General features: G+C 67.6%; 19 protein-coding genes. 9 read left to right on the forward strand and 10 right to left on the reverse strand.

The genetic code is table 11. The features are described 5' to 3' along the window. Positions 1–57: 57 nt before the first annotated feature. The 4 genes from GOPIP_RS08945 to GOPIP_RS08960 all read right to left on the reverse strand — a co-directional run bounded on the left by GOPIP_RS08945 (position 58) and on the right by GOPIP_RS08960 (position 5,647). Complete coding sequence (locus GOPIP_RS08945; protein WP_006369313.1) at positions 58–1,347, reverse strand: HNH endonuclease signature motif containing protein; 1,290 nt, start codon at positions 1,345–1,347, stop codon at positions 58–60. A 623-nt stretch (positions 1,348–1,970) separates the two neighbouring features. Continuing rightward, positions 1,971–2,771 carry a family 1 encapsulin nanocompartment shell protein gene (locus tag GOPIP_RS08950; RefSeq protein WP_006369314.1) on the reverse strand — a complete coding sequence of 267 codons (801 nt, stop codon included), beginning with the start codon at positions 2,769–2,771 and terminating at the stop codon, positions 1,971–1,973. Positions 2,772–2,819: 48 nt separating this feature from the next. Then, on the reverse strand, positions 2,820–3,881 hold the full coding sequence (locus GOPIP_RS08955) for a Dyp-type peroxidase (protein WP_006369315.1): 1,062 nt from the start codon (positions 3,879–3,881) through the stop codon (positions 2,820–2,822). Positions 3,882–3,985: 104 nt separating this feature from the next. Next, positions 3,986–5,647, reverse strand: coding sequence for an FAD-binding dehydrogenase (locus GOPIP_RS08960; RefSeq protein WP_006369316.1), 1,662 nt, complete (start codon positions 5,645–5,647; stop codon positions 3,986–3,988). A 367-nt stretch (positions 5,648–6,014) separates the two neighbouring features. On the opposite strand from GOPIP_RS08960, the gene GOPIP_RS08965 reads away from it, so the two are divergent. Further along, positions 6,015–6,974, forward strand: a complete 960-nt coding sequence (locus GOPIP_RS08965) for an alpha/beta hydrolase (RefSeq protein ID WP_006369317.1) — start codon at positions 6,015–6,017, stop codon at positions 6,972–6,974. A gap of 503 nt (positions 6,975–7,477) precedes the next feature. Here the strand turns inward: GOPIP_RS08965 and pgfA are convergent. The 4 genes from pgfA to GOPIP_RS08990 all read right to left on the reverse strand — a co-directional run bounded on the left by pgfA (position 7,478) and on the right by GOPIP_RS08990 (position 12,357). Next, the gene (pgfA, locus tag GOPIP_RS08975; RefSeq protein ID WP_035727525.1) at positions 7,478–9,070 is read right to left on the reverse strand and encodes a cell envelope lipid trafficking protein PgfA; all 1,593 of its coding nucleotides are present in this window, start codon (positions 9,068–9,070) and stop codon (positions 7,478–7,480) included. A 109-nt stretch (positions 9,071–9,179) separates the two neighbouring features. After that, entirely contained in the window at positions 9,180–10,619 is a 1,440-nt protein-coding gene (locus tag GOPIP_RS08980) for an ABC1 kinase family protein (protein WP_035727531.1), read from the reverse strand. Positions 10,620–10,675: 56 nt separating this feature from the next. Further along, positions 10,676–11,035, reverse strand: a complete 360-nt coding sequence (locus tag GOPIP_RS08985; protein WP_006369320.1) for an ArsR/SmtB family transcription factor — start codon at positions 11,033–11,035, stop codon at positions 10,676–10,678. Between the two features lie 56 nt (positions 11,036–11,091). After that, positions 11,092–12,357, reverse strand: a complete 1,266-nt coding sequence (locus GOPIP_RS08990; protein WP_006369321.1) for an MFS transporter — start codon at positions 12,355–12,357, stop codon at positions 11,092–11,094. 182 nt (positions 12,358–12,539) lie between these two features. Between GOPIP_RS08990 and nadB the strand changes: the two genes are divergently transcribed. The 7 genes from nadB (at position 12,540) to GOPIP_RS09020 (ending at position 19,837) form a co-directional block, all read left to right on the forward strand. Next, a complete protein-coding gene (nadB, locus tag GOPIP_RS08995; RefSeq protein WP_006369322.1) occupies positions 12,540–14,183 on the forward strand; it encodes an L-aspartate oxidase in 1,644 nt (547 codons plus the stop codon). Between the two features lie 158 nt (positions 14,184–14,341). Beyond that, on the forward strand, positions 14,342–15,229 hold the full coding sequence (locus GOPIP_RS09000) for a hypothetical protein (RefSeq protein ID WP_006369323.1): 888 nt from the start codon (positions 14,342–14,344) through the stop codon (positions 15,227–15,229). A gap of 167 nt (positions 15,230–15,396) precedes the next feature. Beyond that, entirely contained in the window at positions 15,397–15,690 is a 294-nt protein-coding gene (locus GOPIP_RS09005; RefSeq protein ID WP_026920394.1) for a metal-sensitive transcriptional regulator, read from the forward strand. Between the two features lie 46 nt (positions 15,691–15,736). After that, positions 15,737–15,940 carry a heavy-metal-associated domain-containing protein gene (locus tag GOPIP_RS09010; protein WP_006369325.1) on the forward strand — a complete coding sequence of 68 codons (204 nt, stop codon included), beginning with the start codon at positions 15,737–15,739 and terminating at the stop codon, positions 15,938–15,940. A 7-nt stretch (positions 15,941–15,947) separates the two neighbouring features. Further along, a complete protein-coding gene (locus GOPIP_RS29025; protein WP_006369326.1) occupies positions 15,948–16,124 on the forward strand; it encodes a hypothetical protein in 177 nt (58 codons plus the stop codon). Continuing rightward, the gene (locus GOPIP_RS09015) at positions 16,121–18,370 is read left to right on the forward strand and encodes a heavy metal translocating P-type ATPase (protein ID WP_006369327.1); all 2,250 of its coding nucleotides are present in this window, start codon (positions 16,121–16,123) and stop codon (positions 18,368–18,370) included. The genes GOPIP_RS29025 and GOPIP_RS09015 overlap by 4 nt, the downstream gene beginning before the upstream one ends. A gap of 90 nt (positions 18,371–18,460) precedes the next feature. Then, a complete protein-coding gene (locus tag GOPIP_RS09020) occupies positions 18,461–19,837 on the forward strand; it encodes an MFS transporter (RefSeq protein WP_006369328.1) in 1,377 nt (458 codons plus the stop codon). Positions 19,838–19,873: 36 nt separating this feature from the next. Here GOPIP_RS09020 and GOPIP_RS09025 read toward each other — a convergent pair whose 3' ends face one another. Together GOPIP_RS09025 and GOPIP_RS09030 are read right to left on the reverse strand one after the other, a co-directional pair. Beyond that, on the reverse strand, positions 19,874–20,845 hold the full coding sequence (locus tag GOPIP_RS09025; protein WP_006369329.1) for an alpha/beta hydrolase: 972 nt from the start codon (positions 20,843–20,845) through the stop codon (positions 19,874–19,876). A 96-nt stretch (positions 20,846–20,941) separates the two neighbouring features. Continuing rightward, positions 20,942–22,411, reverse strand: a complete 1,470-nt coding sequence (locus GOPIP_RS09030; RefSeq protein ID WP_006369330.1) for an FAD-binding protein — start codon at positions 22,409–22,411, stop codon at positions 20,942–20,944. Between the two features lie 129 nt (positions 22,412–22,540). Between GOPIP_RS09030 and GOPIP_RS09035 the strand changes: the two genes are divergently transcribed. After that, on the forward strand, positions 22,541–24,163 hold the full coding sequence (locus GOPIP_RS09035; protein ID WP_006369331.1) for a molybdopterin-dependent oxidoreductase: 1,623 nt from the start codon (positions 22,541–22,543) through the stop codon (positions 24,161–24,163). Positions 24,164–24,203: the final 40 nt, after the last annotated feature.

The raw sequence follows: 24,203 nt of genomic DNA on the forward strand, positions 1-24,203 counted from the left end.
ACAGATGCGGTCCCGGCCGGGCCGGGTGCAGGGAATCAAGTTGTGGGGCAGCGCAGGTCAGGCTGCGGTGTCGTCGAGTCGCATGGTCCGTCGGTGATACGACGGCACTGGTCGTCGTTTCGGGTCGATGCTGGCGGGTGGGATCAGCCAGGGGTGTCGGTCGAATCCCATGATGATGTCCCATCCGTGGTGGTGGACGTCATCATGGCAGCTGCTGCAGAGGAGGCAGCCGTTGTCGAGGTCGGTGGGCCCACCATCGGCCCAATGGTGCACATGGTGTCCTTGGCAGCGTCCGGCGTGGGCTCCGCATTTGATGCATCCGCGATCCCGGACGAGTAGGGCTTTGCGTTGGCCGGGGGTGAAGAATCGTTTCGTCTCGCCAACACTGAGCGGTACACCGTTGGGGTCGAGCATGATTTTCGTGATGGTGGTGTCACACGACAACATTCGGGCGGTGGCTTCGGTGATCGCACCCATGTTCTGCAAATCCCCACCGAGTGCCGGGTTGTCCGCCGACCAGGTCCACAACAGGCCGTTGGTCGGTTTGGCCGAGAACGTAGTTTCCGCCAGGCCTTGTGCCGCCAACTCCACGATCGTTTCGAACGCGGCCGCGCAGATCTGTTCGGGTGTCCGAGGATCCGGCGAGCCGTCGGGCTGAGGCTTGGGCGCCGACAAGGTTTCCATCAGAGTTCTGGTTTTCTCCCCGGCGACGATGTCGAGGTTCGCCGAGATCTCCAACCGTCCGTCGTCGGTGATGCGGTCGCTGTAGGAGTTGATCGACTTGTCTTCGGCAGCAGGCAAGCCACCGGGTGTCTCGGCCGCCAACTCGTTACCCAACTGCCGCGCGTAGAGATTGATCTCGGCGGGGGTGAAACCGGCGAAGTAGTGCGACAGCAACTTCCGCAAGAGCTCACAGCGTTGGACGGTGTCCAAAGGTTCGGGGCATCGGGTGTCGATGTGCGCCAACCCACGCACGATGGCATCGGTGTGTTCGGACGAGATGGACCCGTCCGCTGCATGCGCCAACAACAGGTCGACATCGGTGGTGGCGGCGACCCGCACATACCGACTTGCGACGGCGGGTGCGCAACCCATGCTGATCAACAGTTCTCGTAGCCGCGTGGTCTTGTGGTCGGCCACTCCCAGCCGGTCCAGTTCGCCGGTGAGGGTGGTGGCGTGGTGATCAACCAGATTCCGCAGTAGCAGGACTTGTTTCATCGCACCGAAGGCTTGTGGCCCGGTCATTTCCGGATTCCATTGAAGGTCACTCAGTTGGGTGACGATGTCGGCAAAGAGTGCTTCGGCGTCAACATCTTTGACGTCAAGAGTTGTGGTGGTGTCGATCATGGGCCCCTCCCCAGTGGCTGATCGGTGTGATGACTCCATCGTACTCGAACATAGGGATCAAGGCAAGGGTGTTCGATGGTTCTGGGGAGGCAAAGGTGCTTGTGGACAACGGGTTTCGGTGGTGGGCTGGCGGAAGTTTTCTGTCGGTGGGGTGTGGTAGGCGGTGCGGCTTTCGCTGTGAGCCGGATCGACGTGGTTGGGAGGCTTGTTGTCTCACCGGGTCTCGAGGCCCGGCGCCTGGGGCGCCGTGCACCTCGACCATCGGAAGGGAAGGTGAACGCCTGGGCGCCGTGCACCTCGACCATCGGAAGGGAAGGTGAACGCCTGGGCGCCGTGCACCTCGACCATCGGAAGGGAAGGTGAACGCCTGGGGCGCCGTGCACCTCGACCATCGGGGGAAGGCGGTACGCGGTGCCAACACTCAGGCGCGGCTCGTGCAAAGGCGGAGTCTACGAGTTCGGTGCGCGTTCAGGTGTCGAGGAGGTGGATGGGGTTGGGAAGCCTGCTATCTCACCGGGTTTCGAGGCCCGGCGCCTGGGGCGCCGTGCACCTCGACCATCGGAAGGGAAGGTGAACGCCTGGGCGCCGTGCAACTCGGCCATGGGGAGGGGCCGCCAACGATCTCAGCTCTTTGTCAACGCAATCGCCGCCTCACCGGTGTAGGTGAGGTAGGTGAAGGACTCCTGGAAGTAGAGGTTCACCGTGTCGCCGTCGTGCGAGTCGTAGCCGATGGAGACGTCCTGACCGATGGTCAGCTCGAAATCACCGCCGCGGGTGGACAATACGAAGGCGCCGGATATCGCGGGCGCCCACACGATGTCGCCGTCGATCAGCCGCTGGATGTGCTGGCGGATCGGATATCCGTGGTTGGAGGTCTCGTTGATCAGGTTGTAGACGTCGGCGGAGACCGCGATCGAGTACGGGCCGTCGATGGAGGCGAGTTTGAGGGTGGAGAGCGCCTGACTGAACGCTTCCGGGTAGTCGCGGACGTCCTCCGGCAGCGCGATCGGCGTGGAGCTGGTCTCGGCGCGAATGCCGGAGATCCCAGCGGCCGCATAGCCTTCGAAGATCGCTTGATCCTCGGCGAGCGCGAGCTGGCGTGCGGCGTCGACGACCGGATCCCAGTCGGAGTCCTCGGCGCCGCGGTCGACGTCGTCGATGGCCTCGCGGGTGACGGTGAACGGGACCTTCAGTTCGACGAGCGGCTGCACATGGCGCTGAAAGGCGAGGATGCCGTCGGCGGGGGAGTCGATCTTGGATCGATGCCCGCGGGTGACCGACGACGCCTCGAGTCCGAGGGGTCCCTTGACGTCGACGATCCGACGCCCGGCGCTGTTGCGCTTGAACGAGCGGGTCGCCTCTTCTTCGATCGCCTCCCACGCCGAGGTGGAGATGGGCGCGAGTTCGCGATGCAGGTTGTTCATGAGGCGTCTCCTTGGTGGTGGTCGGATCGATCGGGGTGGCAGTGCGCGTCAGTGCAGTGAACCGATGCCCAACGACCCGTCGCTCGGACGCGACGGCGCGGTGGGTCTCGGTTCGGCGGTCGTCGGTGGGGCGTCGTCGGATTCGTCGTCTTCGGTGCCGGCAGCCGGAGCCGGGGGTAGGTCGTCGAGGAAATCGACTGTCGGGGTGAAGAACTGGGCGCCGGTGACTGCAGTGGTGAAGTCCAGGAGTCGGTCGTAGTTGCCCGGCGGGTCGCCGATGAACATCTTGCGCAGCATCTCCTCGGTGACGTCGGGACCCGAGGAGTACGCGATGTAGAAGGTGCCGGCCTCTCCGGTGCCGAGTTCGCCGGTGCCGGAGACGTTTCCGTAGGGCATGTTGTCGCGGACGACGTCGATCTCCTCGCCGTTGGCGTCCTCGACGACGTTGAGCGCGATGTGCGAGTTGGCGGGCTTCACATCGTCGGACATCTCGACATTGTCCAATTTCGTTCGGCCGATGGCGTTTTCCTGTTCGGTGACGCCGATGGCGTTCCAGGCGGCGAAGTCGGTGAGGTAGCGCTGAATGGCGACGTAACTGCCGCCGGCGAATGCCGGGTCCTCGTCGCCGACGGTGATCGCGTCGATCGCCGCCTGCCCCACCGGATTCTCGCTGCCGTCGACGAAGCCGATCAGGTCACGCAGATCGAAGTAGCGGAAGCCATGGACCTCGTCGACGACGGTGATCGCGTCGCCGAGATCGTTCATGGCCAGTCTGCCGAGCTCGTAACAGAGGTCGGCCTGGTCGGCCTTGATGTGCAGGAGTAGATCGGCCGGGGTGGCCGGTGCGGTGTGCACCGGCCCCTCATAGACGACGAACGGCCGCAGCGATCGTGGTCGCGCGCCGTCGAAGAGACGATCCCACGCAGCCGAGCCGATTGAGATGATCCCGGCGAGTGCCTGATCGGGGGCACGCGAAGACACCGAGTTGATACGGGAGCCCAGTTCGGCGAGGAAGTCACGAACACCGGACTCGCCGCCCTCGTTGATCGTCATGACCAGGAACAGGGCGTGTTTGGTCTTGCGTGTCAGGATCGTCTGCGGCACCGGCACGTCGTCTACCCTATCCGACTGACCGGATGGTCGTGGTCACTGAGGCAACCCTGCGAAAGATGAGATCAGGCAAGCCTTTTCACGGGCGTCACCGCGTTGGGAAGCTACTTCCGCGCGATCGCCCGCCCCGCGACCCGCCCGGAGAAGATGCAGCCCCCGAGGAAGGTGCCCTCGAGCGCGTTGTAACCGTGGACGCCGCCACCGCCGAAACCGGCAACCTCGCCCGCGGCGTAGAGGCCCTCGAAGACCGTCCCGTCGGGACGCATGACCGCCGAATCGAGGTTGGTCTCAAGTCCACCGAGGGTCTTGCGGGTCAAGATGTTCAGGCGGACTGCGATCAGCGGGCCGTGCTCCGGGTCGAGGATCTTGTGCGGTTTGGCCACCCGGGCCACCTTGTCGCCGAGATACTGCCGCGCATTGGTGATGGCCATCAGCTGCGCGTCCTTGGAGAACTTGTTGTCGACGTCGGCGTCACGCGCGGAGATGATGCGTTCGACCTTCTGCAGATCCAGTTGTGGGCCGCGGGTGATCTTGTTCATCCCGTGCACGAGTTCGGCGAGGTTGTCGGCGACGACGAAGTCCTCACCGTGCTCGACGAACGCGGCCACCGGTCCCGGGGCTCCCTTGGCCAAGCGGCTCTTGGCGGCAAACTTCAGATCCTTGCGCGTCAGATCCGGATTCTGCTCGGAACCCGAGAGCATGAACTCCTTCTCGATGATCGACTGCGTGAGGATGAACCACGAGTAATCGTGACCGGTCGCGAGGATCGCCTTCATCGTGGAGTTGGTGTCGAAGCCGGGGAAATTCGGCGGAGCCAGCCGGTCGCCGTTGGCGTCGAGCCAGATCGACGAGGGCCCGGGAATGATCCGGATGGCGTGATTGGGCCAGATCGGGTCCCAATTGATGATGCCCTCGGTGTAGTGCCACATCCGGTCGCGATTCACCAGACTCGCACCCGCATCCTCGGCGATGCCGAGCATCCGGCCGTCCACGTGGGCGGGCACCCCGGCGATCATCGTCTTCGGCGCCGGACCGAGGCGCTCCACCGGCCAGTTCTCGCGGATCAGATCGTGGTTGTGGCCGATCCCGCCGGTGGTGAGCACGACGGCGCCGGCGCGGATCTCGAAGTCGCCGACCACCTCGCGGCCCGACGCCTTCCCGCGCTCGAGATCGGTGGGCTCGAGCAGGGCGCCGCGCACCCCGACCGCCATGTCGTCCTCGACGACGATGTCGTCGACGCGATGGCGGAAACGGAACTCGACCAGGCCGCGCCGCTCGGCGTCGAGCACCGGCTCGGCGAAGATCCGCACCACCTCGGGGCCGGTGCCCCAGGTCAGATGGAATCGCGGCACCGAGTTGCCGTGGCCATCGGCGAATCCGCCGCCGCGCTCGGCCCAACCCACCAGCGGTGCCCGCAGGCCGAGGTCGTGCAGATACTGCCGCTTCTCGGTCGCGGCGAAGTCGACGTAGGCGCGGGCCCACTGTCGCGGCCAGTAGTCCTCGTCGTCGCGATCGAAGCCGGCCGAGCCCATCCAGTCCTGCAGTGCCAGCTCGGCGGAGTCGTGAATACCGAGACGCCGTTGCTCGGGGGTGTCGACGAGGAACAGCCCGCCCAACGACCAGAACGCCTGCCCGCCGAGATTGTTGCGGTTCTCCTGATCGACGACGATCACCTTGCGTCCGGCGCGGGTGAGTTCATAGGTGGCGACAAGTCCGGCCAAACCGGCCCCGACCACGATGGCGTCGGCCTGCTGCTGCTGAGTCACTGGACCTCCCTGAGAGTCGACACCGACACTAATGCGCCCGACACCTGATCGGCACCGGTGCGGTGCGTCACGCATTCACCGACAACTCTTTAAGGACTCTCAGGACATTTCGGACCGCATCTCAGATTTCTTTTTGCGATGTGATCAAGTCGACGTCCAACCGTGATTGGCGCAGGTGACGGCAGTCACCCGAGCCTGGCAGGATCTGTCGCAGTGGGTGGTGGCCCCTCGAGCGCCTTTGCCGCGGTGTTATGGGGCCGTTACTATCGGCCGCGACGGGGATCGTCCCGGGCGGAGAGCCGCCACCACCCCGCACCACCCATGTGAACGAGCCCGCTCGGGTCACGATCGTAAGGATTGACAACTGATGCTGACTCGCGCCCGTAAGCGCCTGGTGGCGGGAATGGTGGCCTTGGCCGCCGTTGCCGGTGTCACCACGGTTGCCGCGCCAGCCGCCCATGCTGCCAACGGCTGCGGAGTGGAGAACGTCTACTCCGCCGCCATGCACCGTTCCGTGCCCGTGTGCATCGTCGACGGAGGAGGCGGAGGCCCCAAGCCGACCCTTTATCTGCTCGATGGCCTGCGTGCGCCCAACAACAACAGTGGCTGGCTGATCAACACCGATGTGGCCCGCTGGATGGGCGGCAAGGGCACCAATGTCGTGATTCCGTTCGGCGGAGGCGGCAGCTTCTACACCGACTGGGAGCGCCCCGACCCGAAGCTGGGCATCAACAAGTGGGAAACCTTCCTGACCCGCGAGCTGCCCGCCTACATGGCGAAGCAGCACAACAGCGACAACAAGCGCAACGGCATCGCCGGCTTGTCGATGTCGGGCACCTCGGCGCTCAACCTCGCTTCTCGCCACCCCAATTTCTACAAGGCCGTCGCGTCCTACAGCGGCTACCCGACGGTGACCATGCCCGGCTTCACCCAGGGCATCCAGGCGTCGGTCTCGACCATGGGCGGCGACCCCAACAACATGTGGGGCTTCTACCCGGCCGGTGAGTGGTTCCAGAACGACCCGTTCCTCTCTGCGGGGAACCTGTCGGGCCATCGCGTCTTCATCTCGGCAGGCACCGGCATGGGCAGTCGCTACGACTCATCGATCACCCCGGGCAGCCCGAACTTCAACGCGGTGCACTTCGCGCAGATGGTTCCGCTCGAGGTCGCCGCGTCGACCAGCAGCCAGATCTACATCGCACGGCTGCGCACCCTCCCGATCCAGCTCACCACCCGGATCACCCCCGATGGCGATCACTGGTGGGACTACTGGCAGGCCGACTTCAAGCAGTCGTGGGGCAGCACCTTCGCCCCGGCGTTCTTCTGATCCGCTGATCGGGGTCAGAGCGCCTGCGAGCGCCTGAACGACCACGAACGAGGGCCGGTGATCATTGATCACCGGCCCTCGTTGTTTCGTTGCGACGGGTGTGGGGAGACCTACATGGGTCGGCGGACCGGGTCCGTGCGCGTACTCGGCTGCTCCGAAGTGGGGGCGGGGTGCGCGGCCCGTGTCGGGGAGAGCATGTGTGCCGCCTGCCGTGCGGCGACGGACGTCGAGATCAGCACGCCGGCGACCGCGCCGCCCAGGGCGCAACCCAGTGCACCGAAACGCCACATATGCTCACCCACTCACCTCGGCGGACGTTCAGTCAGCCACGGTATAAGCCGACTTACACGATTGCGAGGTGAGAGCCGCGGTCGTGGGGGACCCGACAGTCGGCCTGGGTGGTGTGCTGGGCCTCGCTCTGTCGGGTCTCGATCAACTGCCCGCGATGACCTACCGCCCGCGATGAGCTACCGCCCCGCGATGACCGACCCGCCCGCGATCGGCTACTCCGTGGGCGGCCGCCGGAAGACCGACGTCTCACCGTCGTCGGGGTCGCCTTTCTCGTGGACGCCGCCGTCGTGGGCGACGTCCTCGGAACCCGTTGGCGCCGAAGGTGAATCGTCGATCGACCGGAAGTCCCGATCACCGTCGATCTTCGGTGCCGGTCCCTCGACGCGGGGGATGCGCTGGGTGGGACGATCCCACAGATAGGCGCTGTCGTCGTCCTCGGGATTGGGGGACTGCGGGGCGCTGTGCCGAGAGCGCTGGGAGGCGATGACTGCCGTCGGTGCCGCCGCCGCGGCACCGCGCGGCTCGACGACCGTCGGCTCCTCCGAGCCGGGTTCGTCCCATCCGGGTTCGTCCCATCCGGGTTCGTCACCGTCGGGCACCTCGCCGCCGCGTTCGCCGTCCCGCAGAGCCTCGCCGTCCAGGTCGTCGTCGGGATCGGTCGGGCGGTTGCGGCGGGCGCGCAGCAGCAACAGCAGCCACGCGAGTAGCAGGAGCACACCGACGATGCCGAGGATCAGCGGCAACCAGAGATTGCCGAGCTTCAGCAATCCCATGTAGTGCTTGGCTTTCGACGCCTGCTCGGAGACGGTGCCATCGGTCCAGGCGAAAGTGCCCTTCAGTGCGTCGAGTTGATAGTTGCGCACCGCGGCCGGGGTGGAGTCGTCGTCCTTGTACGGCGACCGGAAGTACTGATGCTGGTCCTCACGGCCGTCGACGATGGTGCCGGTCTCCGGTTCGACCCACAGATCACGCGTCGCCGTCGCGTAGCGGTGCATGTTGACCTGGTCGTTGGGTCGAACACCGGCACCGGTGATGCCCCACCACTTGGCCGGCATCGTCAGCATGGTGCCGAGCGCGGCCTCGTTCTGCGGGTTGGGCAGGGTCGACAGATCGGTCTCGGGGACCTGGGTCCGGAAGTGGTAGGTCTTGACGCCGTCGATGGTCTGCTCGCCGACGAACTTGGCGTCGGTGTCCTGGCGGGTATTGAGGTCATAGACCAGGTACGAACGCTTCTTGGTGTCGAACGGGAACTTGTACTGGAAGCCCTTGCGGTTGGTGAGCTGGACCGACACGTCCTTGGCGTCGACACCCTTGGGTGCGGCCTCGACCTGCAGGGAGCTGACGGTGCCATTCGGCACCGACGTCTTGCGGCTCACCGAGACCCGATCGATGCTCGCGGTCAGCAGGCCGTCGTTGCACTGCAGGTCGCCGTTGGCGTTGGGAGCCGGTGGCTGCGCCTCGTCGCCGCCCGCGGTGCGGGTGCGGTCGACCTGCACGGTCTGTGCGGATTGGACGGTGGCCTGCCGACGATCCGATGGGTCGACGATCACCGACCGGCGTTGCTGGGTCAGGTGCGCCTGCAGGGTCTCGGCCTTGGCCTGACCGATCGAGCAGCGATCGAAGATGACCGCCGGGAAACGTTCACCGGGAGAACCGTCGGCGGGCACGGTGGTCGCATTGGATGTGATGTCGAGATCGAGTGGAACCACCCGGAGCTGCGGGACCAGGGCCAGCGGAATGGCGATCGCGGCGGTGATGCAGGCCACGCCGAAGAACGCCAGCAGCGCCGGCAACACTCGTTTCATCAATCGTCTCCCTCAGGTTGGCGACGTCGAGCCATCGTCGGGCGCTCGCGACTGCGTTCCACCCTAATGGCGGGTGCCCGCGGCACGGTCCAACGCCTCGCCCATCGGCTCAGCGGCCCGCCGATCCCGCCGATCGACGATCACGCTCGGCCTCTTTCATGATCCCGGCCATGTATCCGTAGATCTCGCGGTCGCTCATCGCCTTCCACCGCGGGGCCAGCAACTTCATGTACTTCTCGACGTAGAGGAGTTGCTTGCCCACCAGCACCAGCTCGCGTGGCAGCCGGGCATCGTGGGCGCGTGCGACGGCGGCGAGCTGACGGCCCAGATCGGTGTAGCTCATCGAGCCGAGGTCGGTGCTCGACAGTGGCTTGGCGACCTTTTCGATGTCGGCGCCGCCCGCGGCGGTCGAGCCCGGATTGCGTACCGCGCCGAGCAGGAAGATCGCGCGCCCGGCCGATTCGTAGTCGTTGCGCACGATCAGATCCACGACGAGCTGACGCAAGATGCGCCGGGTGCGCGGGGTGAACCGTCCGACGATGCCGAAGTCGAGCAGCACGAGCCGGCCCGCGTCGTCGACGAGCACATTGCCCGCGTGCAGGTCACCATGGAAAAGGCCGCCGTGGAACGCCGACTCCAGAAGGGACAGAAGGAGATTGCGGCACAGTGCGACACCGTCGTGCCCGGCGGCGCGGACCGCCGCGGCATCGTCGATGCGGGTGGCGTAGATGCGTTCCATCGTCAGCACACGGGCGGTGGTGAACTCGTCGTAGACGGCGGGCACACGCACCCGGTCGCCGAACGGGCCCGGGCGCAGGCATTCGTACCACTCGCGCATTGTCGACGCCTCATTGCGGAAATCCAGCTCGGCGTCGAGGCCGGTCGCGAAGTCCTCGACGACGTGCCGGGCGCTGAGCATGCGGCCGTACTCCGACAGTTCGGCCAGCGCGGCGAGGCGATCGAGGATGGCGACGTCGGGTGCCAGCCGTTCACCGATGCCCGGCCGCTGGATCTTGACGACCACCTCGGTGCCGTCGGCGAGTGTGGCCGTGTGGACCTGGGCGATCGACGCCGACGCGATCGGCTCGGTGTCGAAGGTCGCGAAAACCTCCTCCGGAGGCCGCCCGAACTCCTCGATGAACAACGCACGGATGTCGGCATCGTCGGCCGGGGAGACCCGGTCGAGCAGCGACTCGAACTCCGACGCCAGGGTCTCGGTGAAGACTCCCGGGCTCGATGCGATCAGCTGACCGAGCTTCACGTAGGTGGGGCCGAGATGCTCGAAGGTGGTGCGGACCTCGTGGGCTGCGCGTCGGGCCGTGCGCTGTGCGGTCGGCGGGCGCAGCCGCAGCGCGTCGGTGGCGGTCCCGAGCGCGAACCGGGCCACGCCGGCCGTGGCGTGCACGGCCGTCGAGCCGAATCGGTAGGCCTCCGACAGCGGCGACACCGGCCGCAACTGCGTGCGCACCGATCCCTGCTCATGCGGATCGAGAAGACCGGAGGATTCCGTGCGGGGGGTGTTGACTAGGGGTTTGTTCATGATCGTCACCGCCGGCCAGTGTACCGAGCGTCACCTCGTCCACCCGGCTCGTGGGCCTCCGGTTGCTACTCGTGGGCGGGTTCTCCGGTGACGCGATGATCGGCGTGATTGATTGCCTCGGCGACGAGACGGCTCACGTGACCGTCGCGGATGCGATAGATCACCCGGCGACCGTCCCGTCGGGTGTCGACGAGTCCGGTGAAACGCAGTTTGGCCAGGTGCTGACTGACCGCGGTACGTGACGCGCCGACCGCTGTCGTGAGCGCGGAAACATCGGCCTCACCCTCGGTGAGCAGCCACAACAGGTGCAGGCGCGTGGGGTCGGCGAGCATCGAGAAGGTAGACGCCGCGGTGCCGAGGAGCTCGGGGTCGGCGTGCACGCGATGGTGCAGACTCGGCGTCGGTGAGTCGTCCTCGACCTTCATCTGACCCCGTCCACGTGACCTCGCTTGCGGTGCGGCGGCTCCGGCGCGCCGTGAGGTCATCGTAGGGGAGAGATCGCGAGCCGCGCGGGCGACGACGCCGACTCGGACGACGCGGACTCGTCGGCGGTGTCGGCGCGCCCGGTCCACGTCGCGAATCCGGTGGCCACCGCGGCCACCACTGCCAATACGCCGACGGTTCCGGCCGAACCGACGAGTGCCGGACCCCAGCCGGCGATCGAGTAGGTGACCAGGAACCCGGCGTGGGACAACGAGAACTGCGCGGCGAAGACGTCGTCGCACACCGCCGTCGGGGTACGGTCACGGATCAGCCGGGGCACGGTGGTGTTGACCAGTGAGGTGGCTGCACCGAGCACCACCCAGGTCAGTAACAGGGCCGCGGCGCTGGGCTGTGCGGCCAGCCACCAGGCGGCGCCGGCCAACCCGACGGCACACGTACCCGCGCCGGCGAGCAAGACCATCGCCACCCCCACGCGTCGGGACAGCACGGGTACGAGCAGTGTCGCGACGAGCGATCCGCCGCCGAAGACCGCCAGCGCGACGGCGACGGTCGAGTCGCTGGCGTGCAGATCGGCGCGGACGTAGACCACCGTGCCGACGAATACCACCGCGGTCGCCGCCGCGACGGCGAGGTTGGCCCACAGGGTCCGACGGAACACGCGGTGGCCGAACATGATTCGCACACCCGAGCCGAGCCTGTCGACAAAGGTGGTCATCGTCGGAGAGGTGAGGTGGGTGCGGTGTAGGCCGGAGGAACGCACGAGCAGCGCCGAGCACACGAAACCGACTGCGGTGCAGGCGAAAAGCGTCGAGTAGGACCACACGGTCAACAATGCGGCCGCGAGTAGCGGGCTCAGCAGCGCCTCGAGATCGTAGGCGGCGCGCGACGCCGAGACCGCGGCGGTGTAGTCGACCTCGTCGGCAACGACGTGGGCCAGCGTCGCGGAGAACGTCGGCGTGAACGTCGCCGACGCCGTCTGCAGGGCGAAGATGAGCAGATAGATCTGCCACGTGTGTTCCACCCACGGCAGACACGCCGCCATGGCCGTGCGGGTCAGATCCGCACCGATGAGCACCCGGGCCGGGGAGAACCGTGCGAGCAGGGCGCGCATGACCGGCGCCATCACCACATACGCCACCATCTTGACCGCCAGCGCCGCGCCGAGGACCTGTGCCGCGTCATCACCGGCCAGGCGGTAGGCGAGTAGTCCCAGCGCGACCGTCATCAGTCCGGTTCCGGCCAGCGACACGATCTGCGCCAGATAGAGCCGCCCGAACGTCGCGTTGGTGAGCAGGGTCCGCACCGAATGAACTGTACCCACATGTGCGCATCTGCGCACCTAAAAGATATGTCGTCCACACGCGATGGCGTAGAGTCCGCCGGGAGAGGTTTTCGACTGGGAATCGAAAACGTGCACCGCTGGTTGTTCGACACAGATTCCCGTCGCCGCAGCCGCTGTGACGGGAGCAAGGAAAGAGGTGGACCATGGCCGTGTCGCGATCCGCCGACCTCGTCGTGGTCGGCGCGGGAGTGGCGGGTATCGCCGCGGCACTCACCGCACGGGCTGCCGGACTACGCGTCGTGTTGGTGCACAAGGGCCCGCGATGGCAGACCGACCGGACCGAACAGCCCACCGCCACCTTCTACGCGCAAGGTGGTGTCGCGGTCGTCATGCCCGACAACCCCGCCGACTCCGTCGACTCGCATCTCGCCGACACCCTGGCTGCCGGCGCAGGCCTCAGCGACCCCGCCGCGAGCCGCCCCATCCTCGACGCAGGCTGGGCGGCGGTCTCCGAATTGATCTCGTGGGGAACGCAATTCGACCGCGATCCCACCGGTGCGCTGGCCCGCACCCGAGAGGGCGGCCACCGGGTACGGCGCATCCTGCACGCCGGTGGCGACGCGACCGGCGCGGCCGTGCAACGCGCATTGTGGGCGGCGCTGGGCGAGGCGCAGGCCGCCGGCGGCATCGAATGCCTCGACGAATCGGTGGTGACGTGGGTGCTCACCGACATCGTCGGCCGTGCCGTCGGCGTCTCCTACGTCCGCGGCGGTGCCAACGGTGGGGTCGGCGAACCCCGCGTCGTGTCGGCGCCGACGGTCCTGCTGGCCACCGGCGGTGCGGGGCATCTGTATGCGGCCACGACCAATCCGTCCGGGGCCACCGCCGACGGAATCGCCCTGGCGCTTCGTGCCGGGGCCCGCGTCGCCGACCTCGAGTTCATCCAGTTCCATCCGACGATGCTGTACACCCCGGGAGAGCGCGGGCGCCGAACCCTGGTGACCGAGGCGATCCGCGGTGAGGGCGGACGGCTCGTCGACGCCGACGGAGCGTCGGTGACCGCGGGCGTGCATCCGCTCGGCGATCTCGCTCCCCGCGACGTCGTCGCCAACGCCGCGATGGCGGCCCTCGCCCGCACCGGCCATCCGTGCGTCTACCTCGACATTTCGGGTATCGATCGCTTCGCGGACCGATTCCCGACGGTCACCGCCGGCGTGCGGGTGGCCGGGCTGTCCCTCGACTCCGGCCTGATCCCGGTGGTACCCGGGGCGCACTACCAGTGCGGCGGCGTGGTCACCGACACCTTCGCCCGCACCGGTGTGCCCGGTCTGCTCGCTGCCGGCGAGGTGGCCCGCACCGGTCTGCACGGCGCGAACCGACTCGCCTCCAACAGCCTGCTCGAGGGCGTGGTCATGGGTATCCGCGCGGCCGGCGTCGCGGTGACCGACCGCGACGCGATCCGGGGCGCCGCCGTCGACGGGGTGCACGGTGACGAGGTGCGCGGTCACGAGGACCTACCCGCACTCGACCGCACGACCCTCCAGGATGCGATGAGCCGCCACGTCGCGCTGTGCCGCGACGCCTCGGGGCTCGCCGAGGTCGCAACGCTGCTGGAGTCGGCGCCGATGCGCCGGATCGCCGGGGTCGCCGACGCCGAGGACGCGTCGCTGACCCTGGCTGCCGGTGTGGTCGTGGCCGCGGCGGCCGCGCGCCGTGAATCACGGGGCTGCCACGTGCGTTCGGACTTCCCGCGGTCCGACGTCGACGCGAGGTCGAGGTATTTCGGTCTGGCACGAGGTGTGATTGCCGAGGTCGCCGACGCCGCGCCGGTGAGCGTCCCGGGGTAGCCCCGACGGGTCTTCCTTCGTACACTGACCGGCGGGGGTCGCGTTTTCTTACCGCACATGGTGACGAGCAGGCTGTCGGTGCGGCCGGTCCGCCCTCGGTGGACGACGCGTGGACCCACCGGGCACAGCGCGGTCGGACCGCGCGAATGGGAGGTTCGATGGACAGCGAGGGTTGCTGGTCGACGGTGGTCAGTACGGCTGCCGAACGCCGCGCGCTGGGACTCCCGGAGTCGGCCGGGTGGATGCTCGAATGTCGCCTGCCGATCGGTCACCGCGGCAATCACGCCACCGACGGCAGCACGTCGCCGCGCAATGATCGGCGATTCTGGCTGGAGTGGAACGACTTCGACCCGCACGCGCAGTCGCTGATCGAACGCAATCCGTGCCCGGTGCGCTCGCTGGAGAACGCCCCGTGCCTGTACTTCCACGGCCACCCCGGGCCGCACCTCTACGTCCGATCCAATGGTCACGCACCGACCGCGATGTCGGGGATGGCCGCGGGCGGTCACGGCCATGCCGGGCTGCACTCCTCGGCGCCCGGGCCCGAGTATTCGACGCAGGGCACGGCACCGGGTCCGAGCGGATCCCACGGGCCGTCCACCGGTGACCTGCCGGTTGCAGGGGCCGGTGCCCGCGGGTCGCATCGGATGCCGGAGCCGCCCCGCCCCGAACCCTCCCGCCCCGAACCCTCCCGCCCCGAACCCTTCAGGCCGGAACCTTCCAGGTCCGAGCCGCCGATGGTCGGGGAGTCGGACTATCGGGGCGGCCGTCGGTCCACCGACTCGGCGCCCCCGCACGATCAGACCCCCTACCACGGCCGACGCCACAGCTTCGACGTCCCCGCCTCGCGTCCGGAGCCCACCTTCGCGCCGGACGAGCCGTACGTGGCTACCGCTCCGACGCCTGCACCCTCGGAGTTCGCGGCGCAGGAATCTGCCCCGGCGCACGATCTGCAGCCGACGTTGGGCCTGACCGAGGTCGGCGACGCTCTTGATGACGTCGCGACAGCTCTGTCGCGACTGGCCGCCGCGCTGCGGCGCGACTGACCGCCGACAGCGCCCTTCTCTCCGCCAACGGCGCTCTCTCCACTGCGTCGACGGCGCTCATCTCTTCGTGACCCTCCTCTCCCGCATACCCTAGGGGGGTAGCGTGTGCCGCCCCGGGGGCGTATACCTGTAGGGGGTATCAGGACACGGTGCCCGAGGAGGACATCATGGATCACGCCGAACACGGCTACATCAGCAACAAGGATGACTATCTGCGTCGCCTTCGGCGGATCGAGGGACAGGCCCGCGGTCTGCAGCGGATGGTCGAAGAAGAGAAGTACTGCATCGACATCCTGACCCAGGTCTCGGCGATGACCAAGGCCTTGCAGGCGGTCAGTCTCGGCCTGCTCGAGGAGCACATGAATCACTGTGTGGTCCGGGCGGCCCAGGAAGGCGACGCCGAGGGCAAGGCCAAGGTCGACGAGGCAGTGCAGGCGATTGCCCGTCTGGTCAAGTCCTGAAAACCACTGTTCGACAAGCATTTACACCTTGAAAAGGAGCGTGCTCATGGCGAGCGAGACCTACACCGTCACCGGCATGACCTGCGGCCACTGCGCCGCGTCGGTCCGCGAGGAGATCGAGGAGATCCCCGGTGTGCAGAACGTGGACGTGACCGTCGATTCGGGACGGGTGGAGGTGACGAGCGAGACACCCCTCGACCGCGAGGCGGTCGCCCGCGCCGTCACCGAAGCCGGCTACCAATTGGTGTGACCCGCAGATGATCCCGAACACCGTCGCGTCGAACACCGTCGTGCGGGTCGCCGCCTTCCTGGTGGCGCTCGCGGCGGTGTTCGCCATCGCGTTCGCCGTCGGGCATGCGGTCGCGCCCGACGCGGGAGTACCGGTGCCCGAACATCATTCGACCACCACCGATCTCCATGGGGGTCACCGATGACCGCACCCACCACCGAACGCATCGACCTCGACATCGAGGGGATGACCTGCGCGTCGTGCGCCAACCGCATCGAGCGCAAGCTCAACAAACTCGACGGCGTGCACGCCACCGTCAACTTCGCGACCGAACGCGCCCAGATCGACCATCCCTCCGAGGTGGATACCGCCGCACTCATCGCGGCCATCCGATCCGCGGGATATGACGCCGCGCCCGTCGATGACCGCCCGTCGGGGGCCGACGACGCCGACCCCGACGCCGACCCGGACCTCGACGCACTGCGTACCCGAGTGCTGATCAGCGCCGCGTTGACGATTCCGGTCGTCGTGCTCGCGATGGTCCCGGCGTGGCAGTTCACCTACTGGCAGTGGCTGTCGTTGACGCTCGCCGCACCCGTGGTGGTGTGGGGCGCGTGGCCGTTCCACCGCGCCGCCTGGGTGAACCTGCGGCACGGCGCCACCACCATGGACACCCTGGTGTCGATGGGGACGCTGGCCGCCTTCGGGTGGTCGCTCTACGCGCTGTTCCTCGGCACCGCAGGCGAACCCGGCATGACCCATGGCTTCGACCTGATCCCACAACGCGGCGACGGCGGCGCCAACATCTACCTCGAGGCCGCCGCGGGTGTCACGACCTTCCTGCTCCTCGGCAGATATCTGGAGAAGCGCGCGACGCGCACCGCCGGTGACGCACTGCGCGCCCTGATGCGCCTGGGCGCCAAGGATGTTGCCGTCGTGCGCGACGGCGTCGAACAGCGGATTCCGATCGCAGAGCTGGCGGTCGGCGACGAATTCGTCGCGCGACCCGGCGAGAAGATCGCCACCGACGGCGTCGTCGTCGGCGGCGCCTCGGCGGTCGACGCGTCGATGGTGACCGGGGAGTCGATGCCGACCGAGGTCGGCCCCGGCGACTCGGTGGTCGGCGCGACGATCAACACCAGCGGCCGGCTGCTGGTGCGGGCGACCCACGTCGGCGCCGACACCGCCCTGGCCCAGATGGCCCGGATGGTCGCCGACGCCCAGGCCGGCAAGGCCGGGGCGCAGCGCCTCGCCGACCGGATCTCCGCCTGGTTCGTGCCCGTGGTGATCGCGATTGCCGTTGCCGCACTGGGATTCTGGCTGGGTGCAGCGGTCGCGTCGGATTCGCCGGTGGGCTTCGCGTTCACCGCGGCGGTCTCCGTGCTGATCATCGCATGCCCGTGCGCGCTGGGATTGGCGACGCCGACCGCGCTGATGGTGGGCACCGGTCGTGGTGCGCAATTGGGAATTCTGTTGACCGGCCCCGAGGTTCTCGAACAGACCCGCCGGATCGACACCGTGCTGCTCGACAAGACCGGCACCGTCACCACCGGCGTCATGCAGGTCGAGAAGATCCAGCCCGCAGACGGAGTCGATGGCGATCGCATCCTGGCGGCTGCGGCAGCCGTCGAGTCGGCATCCGCACACCCCCTCGCCAAGGCCATTGTCGCTGCCGCCCAGCATCTTCCGGTTGGCGACGTCACCGACTTCATCAGCACCGAGGGGGTCGGTGTCGGCGGGATCGTGGGCGGCGAGAAGGTCCGTGTCGGCAGCCCCCGGGAACTCGGTGAGCGGTTACCCGAGCCGCTGCGGCAGTCACTCGACGCCGCCCACGAACGGGGAGCGACCGCGGTGATCGTCGGCATCGAGGGCGACAACTCGACCGAGTACGGGGTGATCGTCGTCGCCGACACGGTGAAAGAATCATCGCGAGAAGCGATCTCGGAACTCAAACGCATGGGTCTGACGCCGGTTCTGCTGACCGGCGACAACGCGGGAGCGGCGCGTTTCGTGGCCGGCGCGGTCGGCATCGACCAGGTGATCGCCGAGGTGCGGCCCGAGGAGAAGGTGAACGCGGTCAAGGACTTCCAGCGTCAGGGTAAGACGGTGGCGATGGTCGGTGACGGCATCAACGACGCCGCCGCGCTCGCCCAGGCCGATCTCGGTGTGTCGATGGGTACCGGAACCGACGTCGCGATCGCCGCCGCCGACCTCACCATCGTCGACGGTAACCTGCGCAAGGTGGTCGACGCCATCGCGCTCTCGCGGCGCACGCTGCGCACCATCCGGGGAAACCTGTTCTGGGCCTTCGGATACAACGTCGCCGCGTTGCCGATCGCGGCGGCCGGACTGCTGAACCCGATGATCGCCGGAGCAGCGATGGCCTTCTCGTCGGTCTTCGTGGTCGCCAACAGCCTGCGACTGCGGGGTTTTCGGCCGCACACGCGCTGACTGAACGGGCCGAAATCCGGTGGATACCCGGCGAATCCGACAATCGGGAGTTCGACATCGTCAACGGAGTCGCCGGAGTAGCGTGCGGGCGTGTCCACCCCTGCCGAAACCTATTCGATCGCCGCGCGGATGGATCGGTTGCCGATCACACCGCTGCACCGTCGCGCGACCGTCGTCATCGGTTTCGGACTGTTCTTCGACATCTACGAGGTCTTCCTCGCCGGCACGCTGAGTTCGGTGCTGAAGAAGCAGTTCAGCCTCGGCGGCAACGCGCTGACGCTCCTGCTCGCGTCGGCCTTCCTCGGTATGTTCGTCGGCGCGATCACGCTGGGCCGCTTGGCCGACCGCCTCGGCCGTCGCCGCGCCTTTCTCCTCAGCATGAGTACCTACTCCGTGTTCACCCTGCTCGCGGCGTTCAGCCCGAACGCGACGATGCTGGTGATCTGTCGGTTCCTCTCGGGGATCGGCATCGGTGCCGAACCCCCGGTCAGCGACACCTATCTCGGCGACATGCTGCCACCCACCGAACGTGGCAGGTACACGGCGTGGGCATACACCTTGTCCTTCGTCGGTGTTCCGCTGGTCGGCTTCCTCGGTCATTACCTCGTACCGTTGCAGCCGCTCGGACTGGAGGGCTGGCGCTGGCTGTTCATCATCGGTGCGCTGGGGGCGGTGATCATCTTCGTTCTGCGTCGCGGGCTCCCGGAGTCGCCACGGTGGTTGTCCTCGGTCGGGCGCGACACCGAGGCCGACGAGATCGTCACGGGATTCGAGACCGAGGCGCGGGAGCGGGGACTGCCGCTGCCGGATCCGTCGCCGTCGACGCCGTCGACCCAGCACGGCGGTGCACTGCGGGAATTGTTCGACGGTGCGGTCCGGCCCCGCACCCTGATGATGGCGGTGTTCCAGTTCTTCCAGACCTGGGGCTACTACGGATTCGGCACCCTGGCCCCGATCGTGTTGGCCGCCAAGGGGTACGACATCGTCGACAGTCTGGGATTCCTGGCGGTGACCTACATTGGATACCCGATCGGCTCGTTGGTGTCATTGCCGCTCATCGAGCGCTTCGAACGCAAGTACCTCATCGTGGGCTCGGCCATCACGATGGCGGTTTTCGGCGTCCTGTTCGGCATTTCGGGGACGACGGCGATGATCATCGTGTTCGGCTTCCTCTACACCGCCGCGAGCAACGTCTTCTCGAACTCGTATCACGTCTACCAGGCCGAGATCTTCCCCACACGACTTCGGGGTACCGCGACGAGTTGGACGTATTCACTGTCCCGACTGTCCAGCGGGCTGATGCCGTTCATCCTGGTGCCGCTGTTCCATCACAGCGGCGCGGGGTGGTTGTTCACCGTGGTCGCCGCGGCGATGGCGATCGTCGCAGCCACCATCTATGTGTTCGGGCCGCTGACCACCGGCCGGACACTCACCGACGTCAACATCGTTGGTGGTCAAGGACACTGAAACCACTCTGAGGGTGGCAGGCGCCCGGACACGGGCTCACCGCAATCCGCTCGCCAGGACCGGCCAGGCGCGCGCCAGCGCGTCGTTCCAGTAGGCGAACGAATGTGTGCCCGTCGGCGGAAAATACGTCGTGACACCGATTCCCAGGGCGGCCAGGCGGGCGACGAACCGGTGGCTGCACTCGTCGACGGCCGCTTCGATGGGTCCACCGACGAGGATCATCTGGATGTGCTGGGCGTCGGAGACGTTGTCGTGCTGGCCGGGTACACCGGGACCCGAGGACACGAAGACGGCCTTGCCGCGCAGACGTTCTGCGTTGATCTGCGCGTCGTGCGCAACCCAGTCGGGACTGCCGGGTGGCCCCCACATATTGGTGGTGTCGGCGGCGCCGCGCCCTTCGACGGTGGCGCGCACGTACGCCGACCCGAGCAGCCCGCTGGTGTTGGGACAACCGCTCATCGACGCCACCGCCGAGTACAGGTCGCCGGCGCGTTCGGCCAGCGACAGCGCCGCGCTCCCCGACATCGACAGTCCGGCAATGCCGTTGCGGCCGGTGCTCGACAGAATCCCGTCCAGCGCAGCGGGCAGCTCGCGGGTCAGGAAGGTCTCCCAGCGATTGCGGCCGAGAGTGGGATCGTCGCGCTGCCAGTCGGTGTAGTAGCTGAACGCACCGGCCATCGGGATGATCACATCGACCGGCTTGTCGGCGAAGAACGCGGGAGCGTTGCCCTGCTCCACCCAGTTCGCAGAGTCCTCACCACCGCCTGCCCCGTTGAGGAGATACAGGCGCGGAACCGGCCGCCGGTCCGCGGCACGCAGCACCCGCACGGGGATGGATCGGCCCATCGACGGTGAGAACACGCTCAGCAGAAGCTGGTGGGAGCCGATCGCCTCCGACGACACGATCCGGCCCGGCGCGGCAGACGCGGGGCCGACCGACCATGCGGCAGTGGTGACGACGGCGATCAGCGTCACCACCAGAATCGGAACCACTCTCTTCCAACGCATGCGACAACCTCGGGTAGGCCCGCCGGGTGACCTCGGGGTGGCGAGCGGACGTGGAGAAGTCCATCACCGCGCACCGTCGAGGACATGCGTAATGCACTACTCGATTCGGCGCCCCGCGGCATGCCGGCCGGCCCGCCGGCCGAAGTAGGAGCCCTCACCCAACTGGGTGCCGCTGGCGTAACCCTTGCTGTCCTGCGCGATGTTGGCCGCGCACGCCCCGGCCGCATAGAGGCCCGCGATGGGGGAGCCGTCGGCGCCGAGGACCTCACCGTCGACCGACGTGGCCATCCCGCCCATGGTGAAGCCCGCGTACATCGCCTTGCCCAGACTCATGTCGAACACCGCCCACGGCCCGTGATCCTGTGGCGCAAGGAATTCCGCGGACTTGTGGAAATCGGGGTCCTTGCCCTCGGCCGCGTGGGTGTTGTAGCGGTCCAGGGTCTTCTGCAGGTTCCCCGACGGAATGCCCAGGGCCTGTTCCATTTCCGCGACCGTCTCGTACCCGTCGATCAGGGGCACCAACGGCATCCGCGGACGCTTCATGTGCGCTTCGTCGACGACGAGGTACGCCGTCGAATCCGGTTGTTCGAGAACGAAAGCCGACGTCCGGGAGTGATAGGAATCCTCGGCGACGAATCGGTCGCCGTTCTTGTTCACCGCGATCCCGGTCAGCAGGATCGACGGCGGATACACCGGCGCGGTGCAGAACGCCTGATCCATGTGCTTGAGCACGGCCCCCGCCGACACCCCCATCCGCAAGCCGAGCCCGTCGTCGTAGGTGTTGCCCAACACGAACGGCTTCTCGGTCAGCCACGGCACGTGCTCGGCGACCATCGCCGGGTTCATCACGAAGCCACCCGCGGCGATGATCACCCCGCGGGCGCCGATGACTCCGTGCTCGCCGGAGATCGAGCGCCACGCCACGCCGGTAACCGAACCCTCGTCGTCGACGACGAGATTGCGTGCACCGGTCTCGTACCGGACCTCGACGCCGAGTTCGGCGAGCCGCTTCACCAGTAGTTCGACGACCATCGCCGCACCGCCGGTGTCACCGGGGACGGGCACCTTGTGGCCGCGCGGTGCGGGCTTGGCCATGTCCTTGAACGGCCAGACCTTCTCGTTGCCGGTGTACATCAGCCCCTGCGTCTCGGGCTGGACCACCGCCTTCTCCGGGTAGTAGCTGCGCTCGAAGGCGAAGCCGAGATTCTCCAGCCACTCGAAGTGATCGACGCTGTCGACGCAGTAGGCGTGGATCTTCTCCGGCTCGGGATCGCGTGAGACCGCGGTGATGTAGCGCTCCATCTCCTCCGCGGAGTCCTCGAAGCCGGTCGCCTGCTGGACGGCCGTGCCGCCACCGAGGTAGAAGTGGCCGCCGGCCAGCGCCGTCGTCCCGCCGGCCTGAGCTGCGCGTTCGAGAACCAGCACGCGTGCGCCTGCGGTGGCCGCCTCCACCGCGGCGCATCCGCCCGCGATGCCGAGGCCGACGACCACCACGTCGACCTCGTCGCTGAATTCGTCGACCGATCCGAGTGCGACGGTGTCGGGGATCGCTGTGTCCGCTGCCATGGTCATCAGCCTAACCCACGAAATAGAACACGTTCTAGTATTGCCGGGTCGTTCGGCCACGGCCGGGTCCGGCATCCGACCGACCCCGCGCCGCCTTTCGACGACACATCCGCCGCTCTCGGCGTATCAATGGGTGTGGCCTCCGGACTCGACCCCGACCCCGACACCGTCCGGCACGCACCCGGACGGCGCGTGCCGGTTCCGGTGAACGCGCTCACCGGCATCATCGCCGTCGCCGCCGCGCTCGGGGTCGGCGAACTGGTGGCCGCGTTCATCTCACCGGAATCCTCGCCGTACTTCGCCGTCGGATCGAGCGTCGTCGACCACTCGCCGCTGTGGATGCGGGAGTGGGCGATCAGTACCTTCGGCACCTCCGACAAACTGGCGCTGTTCGTGGTGATGGGCGTGGTCATCGCGATCCTTGCCGGAGTGTGCGGGGTGGCCGAACGCCGCCGACCACCGATCGGATCGATCGTCATCGTGGTCTTCGCGATCGTCGGGGTCGTCGCGTCCCTCGGACGCCCCGGGGCGTCGGCGACGTACATGCTGCCGTCGTTGTTCGCGGGTGCGGCCGGGGTGATCGCCCTGCGGATACTCGTCGGCATCCTCGACGCCGACGCGGAAACGGCCCGGGCCCAGACAGCCCCGTCCGAGGACTCCGACGACAGCCCCGGAGTGCTGCACGCGCCCGCCTCACGTCGTTTCGTCCTCACCGCCGCCGGGATCGCCGCGGCCGCCGTCGCCGTCGGCGCGCTCGGACGGACGCTGCTCGCCGGTGCCGCCAAGACCATCGCCGACCGCAACGCGCTGCGGCTGCCCGCCCCGGCCTCCCCCGCACCGCCGGTGCCGGCGTCGGCCGACATCGGGGTACCGGGCGCGACCCCGTTCGTCACGGGTAACGCCGACTTCTACCGGATCGACACCGCCCTGCAGGTCCCGCAGTTGACCACCGGCGACTGGCAATTGCGGGTGCACGGCATGGTCGACAACGAGTTCACCCTCTCCTGGGACGACCTGCTGGCGATGCCCATGACCGAACGGCTGGTCACCCTGACGTGTGTGTCCAATGAGGTCGGTGGCGACCTGATCGGCAACGCGCGCTGGCTCGGGGTCCGGATGAAAGACCTCCTCGACCGCGCAGGCGTGCGCCCCGGCGCGAACATGCTGTACTCCACCAGCTCCGACGGATGGACGTGCGGCACACCGGTATCGGCGATCACCGACAACCGGGACGCATTGCTGGCGATCGGGATGAACGGACAGCCGCTGCCGGTCGAGCACGGCTATCCGGTGCGGCAGGTGATCCCGGGTCTCTACGGATACGTCTCGGCCACCAAGTGGGTCGTCGACTGGGAGCTCACCAGCTTCGACAAGGCGCAGGCGTACTGGACCTCGCGCGGGTGGTCACAGCTGGGACCGATCAAGATCTCCTCGCGCATCGACCGGCCGTCGAGCTCGGATCTGCCTGCCGGACAAGTGGTCCTGGCCGGTACCTCCTGGCATCAACACACCGGTATCGCCGGCGTCGAGGTCCGCATCGACGACGGCCCGTGGGAGCAGGCGACGCTGGCCACCGACTACAGCGACGACACCTGGCGGCCGTGGAAGTACGTGTGGCAGGCCGGCGCCGGGCAGCACACCGTCACGTGTCGGGCGATCGGCAAGGACGGACAGGTGCAGACCTCGGCGACCGCCGACCCGGTGCCCGACGGCGCGACCGGCCTGGATTCGCGGACCTACTCCATTTCCTGAGAAGGCGCACCCCCGCGTCGCGAAAGCGCACAAACGCGGC

This window comes from Gordonia polyisoprenivorans NBRC 16320 = JCM 10675, assembly GCF_000241325.1.
Taxonomy (GTDB): domain Bacteria; phylum Actinomycetota; class Actinomycetes; order Mycobacteriales; family Mycobacteriaceae; genus Gordonia; species Gordonia polyisoprenivorans.

Bases quoted from the DNA above. Each gene is read 5' to 3' on its own strand.
- GOPIP_RS08945 (WP_006369313.1), bottom strand. From the start codon at position 1,347: ATGATCGACACCACCACAACTCTTGACGTCAAAGATGTTGACGCCGAA.
- GOPIP_RS08950 (WP_006369314.1), bottom strand. From the start codon at position 2,771: ATGAACAACCTGCATCGCGAACTCGCGCCCATCTCCACCTCGGCGTGG.
- GOPIP_RS08965 (WP_006369317.1), top strand. From the start codon at position 6,015: ATGCTGACTCGCGCCCGTAAGCGCCTGGTGGCGGGAATGGTGGCCTTG.
- pgfA (WP_035727525.1), bottom strand. From the start codon at position 9,070: ATGAAACGAGTGTTGCCGGCGCTGCTGGCGTTCTTCGGCGTGGCCTGC.
- GOPIP_RS08985 (WP_006369320.1), bottom strand. From the start codon at position 11,035: ATGAAGGTCGAGGACGACTCACCGACGCCGAGTCTGCACCATCGCGTG.
- nadB (WP_006369322.1), top strand. From the start codon at position 12,540: ATGGCCGTGTCGCGATCCGCCGACCTCGTCGTGGTCGGCGCGGGAGTG.
- GOPIP_RS09000 (WP_006369323.1), top strand. From the start codon at position 14,342: ATGGACAGCGAGGGTTGCTGGTCGACGGTGGTCAGTACGGCTGCCGAA.
- GOPIP_RS09005 (WP_026920394.1), top strand. From the start codon at position 15,397: ATGGATCACGCCGAACACGGCTACATCAGCAACAAGGATGACTATCTG.
- GOPIP_RS09010 (WP_006369325.1), top strand. From the start codon at position 15,737: ATGGCGAGCGAGACCTACACCGTCACCGGCATGACCTGCGGCCACTGC.
- GOPIP_RS29025 (WP_006369326.1), top strand. From the start codon at position 15,948: ATGATCCCGAACACCGTCGCGTCGAACACCGTCGTGCGGGTCGCCGCC.
- GOPIP_RS09015 (WP_006369327.1), top strand. From the start codon at position 16,121: ATGACCGCACCCACCACCGAACGCATCGACCTCGACATCGAGGGGATG.
- GOPIP_RS09025 (WP_006369329.1), bottom strand. From the start codon at position 20,845: ATGCGTTGGAAGAGAGTGGTTCCGATTCTGGTGGTGACGCTGATCGCC.
- GOPIP_RS09030 (WP_006369330.1), bottom strand. From the start codon at position 22,411: ATGGCAGCGGACACAGCGATCCCCGACACCGTCGCACTCGGATCGGTC.
- GOPIP_RS09035 (WP_006369331.1), top strand. From the start codon at position 22,541: ATGGGTGTGGCCTCCGGACTCGACCCCGACCCCGACACCGTCCGGCAC.